Source organism: Puniceibacterium antarcticum, from assembly GCF_002760615.1.
GTDB classification, from domain to species: Bacteria; Pseudomonadota; Alphaproteobacteria; order Rhodobacterales; family Rhodobacteraceae; genus Puniceibacterium; species Puniceibacterium antarcticum.
Map to the genome: position 1 here is coordinate 39,954 of NZ_AWWI01000042.1, position 15,656 is coordinate 55,609.

Genomic DNA, 15,656 nt, shown 5'->3' on the forward strand with positions numbered 1-15,656 from the left:
ATCGGTGACGGAGAAATGCACCGTGACGTGACGATCTTATGACCGGAGTTTGATGAAGATGACCCTGAAACATTTACCGGCGGCCTCTTGTTCGGGCGAACGCGGCACCGCGCAAACCGATGTCGGTTTCAAGCCGTCACGACGGGGCATTCTCAAAGCGGCAGCGGCTTTTATCGGCACCGGTTACGCAGGTGGGGCGTGGGGGCAGGGGGCGCCACTGGGTCAGGCCAGCAGCCTGACATTTGAAGATTTGGTTGACCGGGCGCGCGCCTCTGCGTCACAGCCCTTTGTGCCGCCGGTGGTGCCTGCACCCGATCTGATCAAAAAGATCGATTACAGTGCGCACTGGCAGATCAGGTTTCGCGAGGATGAAAGCCTTTATCCTGGTGACACCGATGCAGCCGTACAGCTGTTTCATCCTGGGCGGTACTTTCCCGAACCGGTTCAGATCAACCTGCGGGATGAAAACGGGGTGTCGCGTGAGGTGATCTTCGGCGAGGATATCTTTACGATGCCACATGACAGCCCCGCGCATGAACTGCCGCCGGGGTTTGGCTTTGCCGGATTTCGGGTGATGCGGCCTGACATGGGACCAGACTGGGTTTCATTTCTGGGTGCCTCGTATTTCCGCACAGACGGCCCCGCACGGCAATATGGTCTGTCTGCACGCGGTATAGCCATCGACACTGGTCTGAACCGGCCCGAGGAATTTCCGCGCTTCAAGGCGTTCTGGCTGGGGCCGCCAGAATCAGAACGCGAAGATATGTCGGTATGGGCCGAGCTTGACGGACCCTCAATCACCGGGGCCTACCGGTTTGGTCTGGTGCGCGACGCAGAGGGCACGGATGGCCATGTCACCAGTGTTTCAGCGAATCTGTTCATGCGCGCAGATGTCGAACGGCTGGGCATAGCCCCCCTTACGAGCATGTACTGGTATTCTGAACGTGATCGAATCATCGGCGCGGACTGGCGGCCTGAAATCCACGACAGCGACGGCCTCGCCCTTGCGACGGGTGCCGGCGAACGAATCTGGCGTCCGCTGAACAATCCTGAATTGGTCAGCACATCCAGCTTTTTGGATGAGAACCCAGCAGGTTTCGGCTTGATCCAGCGCGACCACAATTTCGATCACTATCAGGATGACGGTGTATTTTACGATAGACGGCCTTCGGCTTGGGTCCGTCCAACCAGCGCCTGGGGTCGTGGGGCGGTCCAGCTTGTTCAGATCCCGACCGGAGATGAAACCTTCGACAATATCGTGGCCTATTGGGTCCCCGAACAGCCTGCACGGCGTGGCGATTCCTTCCGTTTCGATTATGAAATCGAATGGCGTGCCCAAGACCCGAAATCTGACACAGTGGCAACGGTCGTTGCCACTCGGCAGGGACAGGGAGGGATGCCGGGCCAACCCATTCCGGAAGGCGTCGGCAAGTTCGTAATCGACTTTGATGGGACCAGCCTCGAAGGGCTCGACGTAGATAGTGGCGTCGAGGCGGTAGTCGAAGCAGCCAACGGGGTCATCGTCAAACCGGTTGCAGCGCATCCAATCGTCGGAACAAAGCAGTGGCGGCTGACGTTCGATTATAAGCAGTCCGGACCCGAAGCAGTCAGCCTAAGGGCATATTTGCGCCTTGATGGACGTGCTTTGACTGAAACATGGCTGACCGATGCCTGGGTCAAAAGGAGGTCGGCATATTGACACTGCCTGAAGGTGTGTACACTTGGCGAAACTACGTCATGCAGGCCGCGCGATCACAAATCGCACAGCCTGCGCCAAGCCGGTGTACGGCGCAACTTCTGCGCGCAGACCGCCAACAGGCGGCAAGGGGAATTTTATGAGTGCCGCAATATCACGCCGAGCGTTCACTGGCATGGTACTTGCCGGGCTAGCTCCGCACGTTTTCGGGGTCTCGGCACATGCTCAGACCACACCATCCGTAGCGGCGGGCTCCATTCTTGTGCCAACCGAAGGTATTTCGGGCAGCTTCGAATCGCTGGTAAAGCTTGCCAGCGATAGATCGAAGAATGACGCAGATTTGCCAACCGGCAAGCTGTCAGGGATTTTCGACGGGCTTAATTCCGATCAATATCGCGCGATCAGACCTGAATCACTGCGACTGCAGGCTGACAACGCAACAGTTCTGCTGGATGCACTCCCCCCGGGCACGGTTTTTTCAAACCCTGTGAAACTGTCTGTGATCGATGGTGATCAGACCTTTGATGTACGTTTTGATCCTGCCATCTTTTCCTTTGATCCCCGATATTTCGATCCGGAACAGGTGGCGCAGTTCCGGGATGAGTCCGCCAGTGACACTCTGGGCTATTCCGGCTTTAGATTGCGTGCGCCGCTCAACCGCCCTGACGAGCTTGACGAATTCATCGTTTTCCAGGGCGCTAGTTATTTTCGCGGCGTCGCTAGGGGCATGGTCTATGGGCTGTCTGCCCGTGGACTCGCCATTGATACGGCCGCGCCAGAAGGCGAAGAATTTCCGCGCTTTATCCAGTTCTGGATTGAAGCGCCGGAACCCAATTCTCAGACTGTGGTGGTGCGTGCACTGCTGGAAAGCCGATCCTGCACGGGGGCGTTCCAGTTCGAGATTTCGCCGGGTGAGACAACGGTGATGCAGACGCGTTGCAAACTGTTCCCGCGCCGCGACATTGATCAGATTGGCATTGCGCCGCTGACATCGATGTTCTTTTTCGGCCCGTCACGGCGCGCTGGGGTCGACGATTTCCGCGATGCCGTGCATGACAGTTCGGGCCTTCAGATGGTCACAGGTGATGGTCGGCGGATTTGGCGATCCCTGGCCAATCCGACGACGCTGCAGGTTTCCGCCTTTGCAGACGAAAATCCCAAAGGTTTTGGCCTGTCACAGCGGCAGCGCGACTTTGAATACTATCAGGATGCCGAGGCGCGCTATGAAAAGCGACCCAGCGGCTGGGTGGAACCTATTGGGTCATGGGGACGCGGATCAGTTCTTTTGGTCGAGATTCCGGTAAAGACTGAATTCAACGATAACATTGTCGCGTTCTGGCGGCCGGAGAAGCCGCTTGGCCCGAGCGAGGAGGGGCATGAATTCAATTATCGTGTGCATTGGTGCGCAACTCCGCCCGACACGGCGCCCCTTGGCCGCGCCTATGCGCTGCGTTCGGGAGCGTTGGACAAAAACAGCAACAATCGCATTTTGGTCATCGATTTCCGAAAGGAAATGGCTTGGGTCGAAGGTATTACCGTGCAGGCTTGGGCAAACGGCCAGCCGGTAGAGAATGTGAGGCTGCGTCGACTGCCCGATGGCAAAAGCATTCGTGCCTCATTTGCCTATGATGTCGGTGATGCTTCCGTCACAGAGTTCGAAATGACGCTGATGGGTCCGGAGGGACCGGAATCCGAAACCTGGCTCTACAGACTGGCACGGTCATGACCGCTTTTCCACATCACCCTCTGCTGCCTACACCAGATAAAGCACCGCTGGAAATGCCGACACAGGACCTGCGCAAGGCCCCGGCACGTCAGCGGATCTGGCAGACACCGCAGGTCTATCTGGCGCGGATCACAGCGTTTGGCGGGGCAGCCGCGCTTACCATCTACGGCTTCATGCAGATGAACCTGGTGTTTGGCAACGAGACCTCTACCACGCTGCAAAGCCTGCTGCTCGGGTTTTTCACGGTCACCTTCGGCTGGATTGCGCTTTCGTCCACCCAAGCGCTGGCTGCGGTATTTTCCGGTCGAAGGGAAGTGGCTAATGAGAGCAGCGATCGCCCACTGACTAGCCGGACCGCAATCATCATGCCGGTCTATAACGAAGACCCCGCCACCACCTGTGCCGCTCTGCAGGCCATTGGCGAAGCCATTGCCGACAGGGGCGAGGGTAGTGCATTTGAGATTTTTTTGCTGTCGGATACGACGGATCCCGCTGTCTGGGCACAGGAAACCGCATGCTTCAGCCGCCTGCGCCAAGGCCTGAAAGGCAAGATGCAGGTGTGGTATCGTCGGCGGTTTGACAATGTTGGACGCAAGGCGGGCAATCTGCGCGAATTTGTAGAACAGTGGGGCGCGCGCTACGACCATATGCTTGTGCTTGACGCTGACAGTCTGATGGCAGCTGACACCGTGATCACGCTTGCCCGCCGGATGGAGGCTGCGCCCCGCCTTGGTATTCTGCAATCCGTACCCGTCTTGATGGGTGGGACAACCGTTTTTGCGCGGATTCAGCAATTTGCTGGCCGAGTCTATGGCCCGATAATCGCACGGGGCGTGTCCGCTTGGCAGGGCCTTGACGGCAACTACTGGGGCCATAACGCGATTATCCGTGTCAAGGCCTTCGCGGAATGCTGCGGCATGCCAGAACTGCCCGGCAGGAAGCCGTTCGGTGGCCATGTCATGAGCCATGATTTCGTCGAAGCCGCCCTGATCCGCAGAGGTGGCTGGCAGGTGCGCATGGATACAGACTTGGGCGGCAGTTGGGAGGGCGCACCGCAGAGCCTGCTCGATCTAGCCGCGCGCGATCGGCGATGGGCACAGGGCAATCTGCAGCACGTCAAAGTTGTCGGCGCACGCGGGCTGAGTGCGTCAAACCGCGCCCATTTCCTGATTGGCATCGGATCTTATCTGATGTCATCGATCTGGCTGGCGATGCTGGTCACCGGCGGTTTTCTGACAGCTCAAAGCCTGCTGTATGAACGTGATTATTTTGGCGACGAACCTCAGCTTTTCCCGCAATGGCCGATCTTTGACGCACAGCGTATGATGTGGCTCCTTGCTCTGTCGATGGCGCTTTTGTTTCTGCCCAAAATTTTGGGCGCGCTGCGCGCCATCTCTCTGCCAAAGTTGAGACGTTCCTGGGGTGGTGCCGGACGGATACTTGGCGGCACGATACTTGAAATCCTTTTGTCCGCACTGCTTGCACCAATTCTGATGCTGTTTCAGGTCCAGCAGGTGTTCGAGATCCTGAGTGGGCGAGACAGCGGCTGGTCAGCACAAAGTCGCGGCGCCAACGATATGTCATGGAGCAAGGCCTTTGCGAGCCACGGAGTGCAAGTTTTCATCGGTCTCGCCGCCTCTGTGACAGTGGTCCTCTTTGCGCCCAATCAGATCATCTGGCTCGCCCCCGTGCTGGCAGGCCTGGTGCTTTCCCCTGCGCTGTCGCGATTTACCGGTCGGGTTATGGACATAGGGCTGATCCGGCTTCTATACATCCCAGAAGATCGCAACCCACCGCCGGTCGCCTTGCGCGCTGAAGCCTTGCGTGCCGATTTCGACATCGTGGCGGATGTGACGCCGATGATGCTGCTGAGCGATCCAAAGCTGAATGCAAGGCATTTGTCATCGCTGCCACCTGTGACTGATCAGAGTGCCGACGACAATAAGATGGACCTGGATGTCATCACGACACGCGCCAAGTTGAGCGCAGCGGGGAATGTGGATCAAGCTATAGGATGGCTGACGAAAAAAGAACTTACCAAACTGCTCTCGACTCCAGAACTCTTATCTTGGGGTTGTGAAAAGTTTTCCAGAGCGCCGTAGCAACGTTCATGGGGAGTGTCGCAGATTTAGAGACGCGTCGAGAACGTCCCGTGGAGCGGATACAATTACTCCGCGAATTGCTCGAAGCCGGACTTGGCTGACCGTTCGAATTGCTCTTTACAGATCATGTGAGCGACTTCGATGCCAGCATCCCGTGAAACTGATCAATCGCTTGAACTTTGAACAGGATATCGAAAGCTTGCTCCAAGAACGCCCCAGTCCAGAAGCACAACTGGGTGTCAGAACGTGGCGACACTATCTGTGAACATCATCGTGCTGCCTGCCGGTGATCAGGACGCATCTTGGCTCAAGCCTCTGGCGGATGCCTATCATTCGGATGCGGTCAAAGCCTTCATCGACGAGAAATATCACGGCACGGTGCTGACCTCTTGGTAAGGCGGGCTAGTCTTCTGCAGCGGGCGTCCAGTCGGGCGCCCGTTTTCGTTTGGGGCACGTCATTGGCGTAGAACGGCGGTTTTACGTCGTGTGCTCATCTGTTAAGCAGATTTTATTCATAAAACCGGTTCGGCCCAAAAGGCCGCGCCAGACTAGCAATAAAAAGGGAGAGGACATGCAAATCGGAGTCTGGATCAGCCTCATCGCGTATTTCGCGCTCATGCTTGGCATAGGGGTCTACGCATATCGCAAATCAACCTCGAATTCCGAGGATTACCTTCTGGGCGGGCGCAACCTGCACCCCGCCGTGGCCGCGCTATCTGCCGGCGCTTCGGACATGAGTGGCTGGCTGCTGCTGGGTCTGCCTGGTGCACTTTACCTCTCGGGACTGGTCGAGGCCTGGATCGGCATCGGCCTGTTTTTCGGTGCTTTGGTTAACTGGATCGTCGTGGCCCCGCGCCTGCGCGAACAGACCGAGCGCTACGACAATGCACTGACGATCCCGGCATTTCTGGCCAACCGCTTCCCGACCAAAGCCACGGCGCTGCGCCTTGTATCCGCGATCATCATCGTGATTTTCTTTGCAGTCTATACCGCCTCCGGTCTTGTCGCGGGCGGCAAGCTGTTCACTACGGTGTTCGAGGGCGGTTACATGACCGGCGTTTGGCTCACGCTTGGCGTCGTGCTGGCCTATACGGTCATCGGCGGCTTTCTCGCGGTCAGCCTGACCGATTTCGTCCAAGGCTGCATCATGATGCTGGCGCTCGTCATCATGCCGCTGGTTGTGCTGTACTCCGGACAGGGCGGTGGCTTTGATCAGGCTGGCGAGACACTTGCGCAGGTTGATCCGAACTTTCTGTCGCTGACCAACGGGCTGACCGTCATGGGCTTTCTCTCGGCGGTGACCTGGGGCCTTGGCTACTTTGGCCAGCCGCATATCATCGTGCGGTTCATGGCGATCAGAAGCGTGGCCGCCGTCGCGACCGCGCGCAATATCGGCATGGTCTGGATGGGTATCTCGCTTCTGGGCGCTGTCGGGCTTGGCGTGTTCGGTCGCGCCTATGCTGAACGCAATGGCCTCGTGGTAGAGGATGCCGAAACGATCTTTATCGTGCTGGCGGATCTTCTGTTCCACCCGCTGGTGACAGGATTTCTGTTCGCAGCCCTTCTGGCGGCGGTCATGTCAACGGTGTCGAGCCAGCTTCTGGTCGCCTCATCGTCGCTGGCGGAAGATTTCTACCGCCTGTTCCTGCGCAAGGATGCAACTGAGGGCGAGATCGTCACGGTCGGCCGTCTGGCGGTCGTGCTGGTGGGTGTCGTTGCGGCCATCATCGCAGGCGATCCTCAAAGCAATGTTCTGGGACTCGTCTCGAACGCCTGGGCAGGCTTTGGCGCGGCCTTCGGCCCCTTGATCATCCTGTCGCTGAGCTGGAGCCGGATGACAGGTTCCGGAGCGGTTGCAGGTCTCGTGACCGGCGCTGCGGTGGTGATCGCATGGATCAGCCTTGACTGGAGCGCATCCTTCCTTGGCGGGCCGGGGGTCTATGAAATCATCCCGGGCTTCATCGCGGCGTTCCTTGCAATCGTCGTGGTCAGCCTGATGTCGCGCGAACAGGGTGAATTCCGCGCGCTGAACGCGAAGTAAGCTGACAGTGGCGGCGCCAGGCGCCGCCACATCTCGCGCGCAAGGGCGCGTTCGATCACGCCGTGCGTTTCGTGGACAAGTTTCATTTTTGCGCAATTGGCGTGTTCCAGCATCATGAGTGACCGCCCCCTTCCGATTGATCCAAAGTCAGTCGAACAATTTTGCGATGCTGTGCCGAGGGTTTTGTAGTCGTTGATGTCGGCGACGCAGATACGCATTTGAGCGGCTTGGCGTTCCGGGTTTCGTGCGGCAAAGCCCTGTGCGACCGCGTTCAGTTAGCGTTTCTTGGCCGCGATGAGGCTACCTTTTGCACGAGGTGGAAAAAGTAGCCACTGCCAGATCAAGACCGATCCAAATTTCGTGCGACCGCGAAGGTGAGGGCTCGGCCACCTGCGCCGTCTCTTAAACGGATTAATGACAAGAAACCTTGGTCGTCATCGTTTTGCATCAGAGCCCATGTAAGATGCTGACCGCATCAAGGCATAATACCAGACATGCAGCCTGAGCAATCGGCAAAGGTGTAGCCGATGCCGCTATCTCTTTTCAAGAAACCGGTACGCTTCGACGATTGCTTCGGTGAGCCCGGCAAAGAAGCTCGGGTCTGTGACATCCACAAGCCCTACCGGTCGGTGTGCGTCATCTCGGATCGTATCTTGGGCAGGTCTGACAACGATGAGGGAATTCGGCTCACGCATCAGCTCTCGATAGCTCTCGCCTTTCCCGTGTTTCAGAACGTTGATCGCTAGATAGTATTGGTGGATCCTGTCGGCGAGGTCAGCTTGCCCGCTGTCAACGAGCAAGGTGACCAGCTTGCGAGAGAACGGGCCTCTTTTGAAGTGATGCTGCATCCGCACTTCAAAAATCGAGAAGATGTCGACCGCCGTCAATTCAAGCTCGACGGTCGCCGCACGAAGCGCTTCGACGTCATCAACTCCGCCCTCGCGGCTCATAATGTCTGAAATGCGCTCCTGGGAAGCCCTTGCGTTTGCCTGAGCCGAAGCAACCAGTTCGATAACGCCCTGCGAAACAGCCATTCTTCACTCTCCATAAGTTCCCGCCGCAATACGCTATCTGGCTCGGAATGCTAGGGCCAGTTGAATACCTCGGATCTGTCGGAGACGATCAACTTAAGTAAGGGTGATGGTTATGACAAAAAGGCAGATCGCTACTCGCCAGAGGTCCATGCGCGTGCGGTCCTGATGATGTTCGAGCATCAAGGCGCTGGACGGGAGGTTCGCGCGTTGCGCCAGGCAAATGAGCTTCTGCGCAAGGCGTCAGCTTGTTTTGCCCCCCTCTCGGATGGGTTGACACCGGCGTTGTTGAAGAAACGCCTGAGTTCCACAACACGCGCCTGCTTGGCCCAATTGGAAACACCCTGCCAGCAGAGGCTGAAGAAAAGGTCCATGCAAAGCGTGACGTCCTCGATATGCTCGCAAGAAATGAAGCCAAAGGTTTGCGATGAAACCGGCGCGATTCAAGTCCGCCACGGAGAGTGTGAAATCGCACGCATGAAAATCTGAAGTTCTGATCCGCGGATGATTGTTTTATTCCGTCTCGACGATATGCCAAAAAGCGGAAAACAAGATGATGTTTGGGACAGATTGCGCCAGTTATCAAGATGATCGGATGGGCGTCTGGCAGCTATTTGAGGCATGCACTTGCCAGAACGGCAGGCATCTCTTGCTGCTGCGAACTCTATTGGTCCACGCGCTTGACCAGAAGCTTGTCGATGCGCCGCCCATCCATGTCGACGACCTCGATCGACCAGTTCAGCAGAGCCAGATGTTCCGAGACCTCCGGCAACCTGCCGATTTTCTCAAGGACAAATCCAGCGACTGTCTCATATCCACGATCCGTGTCGATCTCCAGCGAAAGCAGATCGGCGAATTCATCAACGGGCATCCAGCCGGCGACGAGGTATGATCCGTCTGCGCGGATAACGACCTTGGGTTCATCGGTCTCGCTGTCTGGAAAATCTCCGGTGATGGCCTCCAAGAGGTCCATTGGCGTTATGATGCCCTCGAAATGGCCGTAGTCGTCATAGACCAGAACCATATGCGCCGGCGCCATGCGCAACCTGTCGATCACATCCAGAGCGCTCTGCTCGTCCCGGACCACCGGCGCTTCGCGCAACAGCTCGTGCAGATCAAACGGTTCGTTCATGAGGGCGGGGGCGAGAATATCGCCGGTGGCCAGAACCCCGATGATGTTGTGGGGGTCTTTCTCCCAAACCGGCAGTCTCGAGCGGTGATGATCCTTCAACTGTCGCATAAGATCCGCCCTGCTGCAGGCCACATCAAGCATTTCAACTTCGTGGCGTGGTGTCATCAGGCCACGCGCGCTGCGGTCAGCGACGCGCATCACGCCGGCGATCATCTGGCTTTCGGCCGGGTTCATGGCACCGGTGCTTTCGGCCTCGGCAACGATCAGGCGCACCTCTTCATCGCTCACATGGCGGTCTTGCGTGCGTGACTGGCGCAACAGGCGCAGCACAAGCTTGCCGGAGCGGTCCAGCATCCAGATCAGCGGAAAGGCGAAGCGGGCGATGATGCGCATCATCGGAGCAACGCGGATGGCGACCTGTTCTGGGTTGCGCAGGGCGATCTGTTTGGGGACCAGTTCGCCCACGATAAGCGACAGATAGGTGATCGCCACAACCACCAGACCTACGCCTAGCGGCAAGGCGATTCCTTCGGAAAGGCCGACCTCGATCAGTATCGCTGACAACCGCGCGCCGAGCGTCGCGCCGGAAAACGCGCCGGCGAGCACCCCCACAAGCGTGATCCCGATCTGGACGCTCGACAGGAACCTGCCGGGATCCTTGGCAAGACTGATGGCTGTTGCCGCACCCTTGCTGCCTCTGTCGGCCAGCACTTGCAAACGTGCTGGGCGTGCCGACACGACAGCCAGTTCAGACATTGCCAAAAATCCGTTGATTAGTGTCAACAGGAGGACGATTGCTATTTCAAGGACCATTTTTCCATCTACTGCCGGGCCGACCGGCGATCAGTTCCGGCACTATCACATCGTATCGGGCTGGTCAGTTTCTAAATAGGCGCAGCAGGCTCGCACCGGCATCCCAGAGGTCGAGCAGGCGTGCATAATAATGTTCCCGCGCCGCAAAAGGTTTGCTGCCGGGGCCGCACAGTTCATCTTCCAGTGTGTCGATCAAGCGCATAAGTCGGCGGCGGTGGATGCCAAGGCGGCTTTGCACAGGGTCAACGAGGATGCCGGCAAATGCTGCAACCACAGAACCGATCATGACAAGGCAGGTGACGGTCGCGGTAATGAGCCATGGCCCGGCTCCGGTTGGGAACAGGCCATACCAGAGGCCGCCGAGGGACTGACCCATTGGAAACTCTGCAATTGCGTTAGTCTGTGCGACGGCGTTCGCTATGCCCGGTGCCATCGAGATCATGCCCGGGGTCAGAGCGTGGAACACCAGCGCGCCCAACGTGAGCGAGATCAGCGCCGTGGTGATTTCTGCCACTGCAGAACGTGTGCCGGCGTAATCCCCAAGTGCTTCGGAAATACTGCGCCCAAGGGCCTGCGCATCAGCCGTGCTTTGCCGCGCGCGGATCCATTCGCGAAACTGCGGGGCGGCGAGAACGGCGCGGGACAGGGCGTCAGGGTCGCGCGCTGCCGCGCCCTGCGGCATGGAAAGGTCCAGAAGATCGGTCACGATACATAACTCGACCCGGCGCGCGACGGCGGTGCGCAGCAGGATGCGCCGCTCTGACAGCCAGATTGCGACGCGGCGCATCCCGATCCGATCGCAAAGCCCGGCGGCGATGCGTGTCAGCACAAAGACCGGCGACAGCATCACGTTGATTGGCGCTAGAAGTATATCCCAGCCGAGCGCTGCACCATGCAGGCGCAATGTTCCGGGCCATGTAAAGTGCCTGTCTATGAACCTTGGCACTCTGGCACGGCGGGCACTGAAATAGTCATGGCCCGTTGGCAAACCGGTCGTTTCGGTTGTCGAGATCGGATCAGATATTGGGGACATGGCTCTGATGCACTGCTCCTTGAGTTTGATTTCAGGACCGCCTTGCTTCTGCGTGGCGTAGCCTGCGCTTCGGCTTGGATTCTTTCTAGCACGATATTGATCACGTAAGGCAGAGGAACAGGATTCTTTCCGCATCCCGCTTTGGTGAAAAATAGTTTTCGTCGATCTTGCGGACGTGACCGTTGATGCACACCTCCACGGCGGGGCAAATCAAATGCTCGCAAGAGGATTAGATTTGGACTATCTCTATATCATCGCCGGTCTGATCGGTCTGTTTTTCGGTGGAGAGGCGCTTGTGCGCGGAAGCATTGGCATCGCCCGACGCATGTCACTTCCCCCTTTGTTCATCGGCCTGACGGTGGTTGGCTTTGGGACATCAACCCCCGAACTTCTGGTGTCGGTTGATGCGGCGCTGCGCGGGGTTCCCGATATCGCATTGGGCAACGTCATAGGGTCCAACATTGCAAACATTCTGCTGATTGGTGGTCTTTCTGCGCTGGTCTGGCCCATTAAGGTCATGGGTGCAACTTTGCGGCGTGATACTTTCGTCATGATGGCCGCAGCCCTTATTCTTGTGCCGATCTTTGCGCTGGGGCAGGTAACGCGCCTGTCCGGTCTGGTCCTGTTTGGCGGCTTACTGGCGTATCTGGTCTGGGCCTATCGCACGCCCGGCGCACCCGAGGCAGAGGAAGAAGGACTGAAACCACCCGCCTCGATACCTGTGTCAGTCGTGTGGGTGGCGGGCGGACTCGTCGCCTTGATGTTTGGTGCGCGCTTTCTGGTGGACGGCGCAGTCTCGATCGCGCGGGGTTACGGCATGTCAGAGGCTTTTATCGGGCTGACCATCGTTGCCATCGGAACGTCGTTGCCGGAACTTGCCACATCCCTTATCGCGGCCCTCCGCCGCCAGTCGGAAATCGCGATTGGCAATATCATCGGATCTAACATCTTTAACCTTCTGGGAATACTTGGGGTGACCGCGCTGATTGCGCCGGTCCCAGTGGCAATGCGGTTCCTGACCTTTGACCTTCCGGTCATGATCGCCGCATCGCTGGTGCTGTGCGCTCTGCTGCTTGCCCGCTCGATGATCGGACGCCGTGTAGGTATCGCGATGCTGGCAAGCTACGGGGCCTTCGTTTGGGCCGCGCAAGGATGACGCGGGCGGGCAGGGACGTCGGAATGCGGGCTCTGCTCTCGCGGCTGCTCCTTGTCTTAGCACTGGCGTTTTTTGGAGCGCATGACAAGTCGGGCCCGACGGTACCATCCATTGGCCCGGTCGCGGAACACGAAGCTGCGTTCGCGCCAGCCATACTGACGGCCCAAAGCCATTTGTTGCGGGCGCAGTCGCCTGATGTCGATACGCCGCCGCTGATCTTGTCTGCACCGGGTAGGCGCGCGCTGATCGAAACCGCGGCTGCGCGGATCTCTTGGGACCAGCACCAGTCTTTTGTCCCTTCGGCCATTCATATCCAGCCGCCCGTCCGGGGGCCGCCTTTGGTCTGACCGTTCGACGTCAGACCAAATTTCAGGCCTTAAAGGATATAGATATGCGCCGACCAGCATGGGTTATCATGACCTATGCCATCCTGCTGCTTTTGGCAGTCGCGATGGCTCTTCCGAACTTTATTTCCACAGACATGCGCGACAGGCTGCCGTCCTGGATCAGCAGCGATACCGTGCCGCTTGGCCTTGATCTGCAGGGCGGCGCGCATTTGTTGCTTGCGGTGGATCGCGGTGATCTCGCCTCGGCACGCCTTGCAGAACTGCGCCAGATGCTCGTCGCAGAAATGCGCGCGCAGAATCTTCCCCAGGCCAAAATCCAGTTGGATGGCACCGAGCTAACTGTTCCCGGGACCGCATCACTGCTGTCAGCCGTGCAGGCGACAGCCCATGGCACGCCTGGCGTGCCGTCGGATTTTACCGTCGCGCTGACGGATGGTGTGTTGCATCTGGCGCTGACCGACGCCGGCCTTGACCGCGCGGCCACCGAAGCAGCAGATGGCAGTCTTGAGGTGATCCGCCACCGCGTTGATCAGGTCGGCGTGACTGAGCCGGTGATCAGCCGTGTCGGCAAGGATCGTGTCCTTGTGCAGATGCCCGGGGTCGAGGATCCGGCCGAATTACGCGCGCTACTGGGATCCACTGCCAAGATGAGCTTTCAGATGGTTGCGTCAGGCCCGGGACCTGGAGTGTCGCTTTTGCCGATGCGCGACGGATCGGATAAACTCCCGGTCGAGGATCACGTGGCACTTTCAGGTGATCGGCTGAAATCTGCAGCATCGGGATTCGAGCCGAAGACAGGTCGTCCGATGGTCAGTTTCAGTTTTGACCGGCAGGGCAGCGCGGTATTTTCTGAAATCACCGCCGCTAATATTGGCAGGCGGTTTGCGGTGGTGCTGGATGGCGAGGTTCTGACCGCGCCGGTGATCCAGCAGGCGATTCCCGGTGGGCAGGGGCAGATTACCGGCAACTTCACACCCCAAGAAGCGCAGACCCTGGCGGTGCTTTTGACCTCCGGCGCGCTGCCTGCCACACTTGACGTGATCGAGGAACGCAGCGTCGGTGCCGCACTTGGCGCGGATAGCGTCCGGGCGGGTCTGGTCACCGGCGTAATCGGCCTTGGGCTGGTGGTAGCGATGATGGTGGGGCTTTATGGGGCTTGGGGTCTGCTGGCCAGCAGCGTGCTTGGGCTGAACGTGATGCTCACACTCAGTGCGCTGGGATTTCTAGGAGCCACTCTGACCTTGCCGGGGATTGCTGGTATCATCCTGTGCCTTGGCATTGCGGTTGACAGCAACATCCTGATCTTCAGCCGCATTCGCGAGGAAACAGCGAAGGGCGCGGTGGCGATCAAGGCGCTGACGCTGGGATATGGGCGGGCCTGGGCGACCATACTTGACGCAAATATCACCACGCTTTTGGCGATGGTGCTGCTGTTCATGTTTGGCGCCGGCGCGATCAGGGGATTTGCAGTGACCATGAGCCTTGGCATCGTGATCTCGATGTTCACCTCTGTGGCACTGATGCGGTTCATGATGGAGGGGGTGGTGCGGCGCCGCAAGCTCAAGCGGCTGGAAATCAGACCGCTTATCGGGAGCGTGCCGAAACCGGGAAAATTTTCATTCATGCGGCGCGGACGTCTGGCACTCGCGGTGTCGGCGGTACTGTCGGTCGGATCGCTGGCGATGCTGGTGATGCCGGGGCCGAACCTTGGCATCGATTTCACCGGTGGGGTGCAGATGGTGCTGCATTCGGACGCTCCGGTGCCCCTGTCCGATCTGCGGGAGCGTCTCGCGACCGAAGTTCCCGGCGACGCCAGTCTGCAGGCTTTTGACACCCCTAACGAGGCGCTGATCCGCGTACAGGGGCAGGCCGGACAGGCCACGGTGGCCGCCGTCGAACATGTGGCCAATCAATTGATCCCTGATGCGGTGTTCAAGCAGATTGATCTGGTTGGTCCAACGATCAGCGGTGAACTGGCGACCACCGGCCTGCTGGCGCTAGGGCTCGCCGTGCTGGCGATGCTGGTCTATATCTGGATCCGTTTCGAATGGCACTTTGCCGCCGGGGCTATTGTCGTGCTGTTCTTGGACGTGACCAAGACCTTTGGCGTGATCGCCCTGCTGGGGTGGGAGGTGAACCTGACTACCATCATCGCGCTGCTGACGCTGATCGGCTATTCCGTCAACGACAAGGTGGTGGTCTATGACCGGATCCGCGAACAGCTTGCCACTGACAGCGGCGCACCCTTGGCAGAGGTTATCGACCGCAGCCTCAATCAAGTGCTTGCTCGCTGCATCTTTACTTCAGGCACGACGCTGATGGCCATTCTGCCGATGGCGATCTGGGGGGGGCCGGCGGTGGCGGGCTTTGCCTGGCCGATGATTGCAGGTGTCACCATCGCCACCGCATCCTCCCTATTTGTTGCAGGGCCTGTGCTGGCTTGGCTCGCGCGGCGCAACAATGCAACCATCCTGCATCAGGTCCTGCACAGCCCGAGCTAAAAGTCCTGGCCGCCGGGGAAAACACCCCCGGCGGGATCAGAATTTGGTAATCAGCCCCTGATCGTTTTCTGCAAAGAC

11 protein-coding genes are annotated in these 15,656 nt (G+C 58.7%); 8 read left to right on the forward strand and 3 right to left on the reverse strand.

What is annotated here, in order from left to right; genetic code table 11:
- The first annotated feature begins 58 nt into the window (after positions 1-58).
- From P775_RS04670 to putP, 5 genes are all read left to right on the forward strand, one after another.
- A complete protein-coding gene (locus P775_RS04670; protein ID WP_099909935.1) occupies positions 59-1,699 on the forward strand; it encodes an OpgD/OpgG family glucan biosynthesis protein in 1,641 nt (546 codons plus the stop codon).
- A 172-nt stretch (positions 1,700-1,871) separates the two neighbouring features.
- Positions 1,872-3,422 (forward strand): OpgD/OpgG family glucan biosynthesis protein, encoded by a 1,551-nt coding sequence (locus tag P775_RS04675; RefSeq protein WP_245875572.1) that lies wholly within the window; start codon positions 1,872-1,874, stop codon positions 3,420-3,422.
- Complete coding sequence (mdoH, locus tag P775_RS04680) at positions 3,419-5,524, forward strand: glucans biosynthesis glucosyltransferase MdoH (RefSeq protein ID WP_099909876.1); 2,106 nt, start codon at positions 3,419-3,421, stop codon at positions 5,522-5,524. Before P775_RS04675 ends, mdoH begins: the two co-directional genes overlap by 4 nt.
- A gap of 246 nt (positions 5,525-5,770) precedes the next feature.
- Positions 5,771-5,920: a MetQ/NlpA family ABC transporter substrate-binding protein gene (locus P775_RS04685; RefSeq protein ID WP_099909877.1), complete on the forward strand. Its 150-nt coding sequence runs from the start codon at positions 5,771-5,773 to the stop codon at positions 5,918-5,920.
- A gap of 175 nt (positions 5,921-6,095) precedes the next feature.
- On the forward strand, positions 6,096-7,565 hold the full coding sequence (gene putP, locus P775_RS04690) for a sodium/proline symporter PutP (protein ID WP_099909878.1): 1,470 nt from the start codon (positions 6,096-6,098) through the stop codon (positions 7,563-7,565).
- 533 nt (positions 7,566-8,098) lie between these two features.
- Here putP and P775_RS04695 read toward each other — a convergent pair.
- Positions 8,099-8,599, reverse strand: coding sequence for a hypothetical protein (locus P775_RS04695; RefSeq protein WP_099909879.1), 501 nt, complete (start codon positions 8,597-8,599; stop codon positions 8,099-8,101).
- A gap of 60 nt (positions 8,600-8,659) precedes the next feature.
- On the opposite strand from P775_RS04695, the gene P775_RS04700 reads away from it, so the two are divergent.
- Entirely contained in the window at positions 8,660-9,085 is a 426-nt protein-coding gene (locus tag P775_RS04700; protein WP_143520805.1) for a hypothetical protein, read from the forward strand.
- Positions 9,086-9,260: 175 nt separating this feature from the next.
- Here the strand turns inward: P775_RS04700 and P775_RS04705 are convergent, their stop codons facing one another.
- Together P775_RS04705 and P775_RS04710 are read right to left on the reverse strand one after the other, a co-directional pair.
- Positions 9,261-10,541 (reverse strand): hemolysin family protein, encoded by a 1,281-nt coding sequence (locus P775_RS04705; RefSeq protein ID WP_099909881.1) that lies wholly within the window; start codon positions 10,539-10,541, stop codon positions 9,261-9,263.
- 64 nt (positions 10,542-10,605) lie between these two features.
- The gene (locus tag P775_RS04710) at positions 10,606-11,574 is read right to left on the reverse strand and encodes a DUF6635 family protein (protein ID WP_245875567.1); all 969 of its coding nucleotides are present in this window, start codon (positions 11,572-11,574) and stop codon (positions 10,606-10,608) included.
- A gap of 235 nt (positions 11,575-11,809) precedes the next feature.
- Between P775_RS04710 and P775_RS04715 the strand changes: the two genes are divergently transcribed.
- Together P775_RS04715 and secD are read left to right on the forward strand one after the other, a co-directional pair.
- The gene (locus tag P775_RS04715) at positions 11,810-12,730 is read left to right on the forward strand and encodes a calcium/sodium antiporter (RefSeq protein WP_099909882.1); all 921 of its coding nucleotides are present in this window, start codon (positions 11,810-11,812) and stop codon (positions 12,728-12,730) included.
- 391 nt (positions 12,731-13,121) lie between these two features.
- A complete protein-coding gene (gene secD, locus P775_RS04725) occupies positions 13,122-15,578 on the forward strand; it encodes a protein translocase subunit SecD (protein WP_099909884.1) in 2,457 nt (818 codons plus the stop codon).
- Positions 15,579-15,656 lie beyond the last annotated feature (78 nt).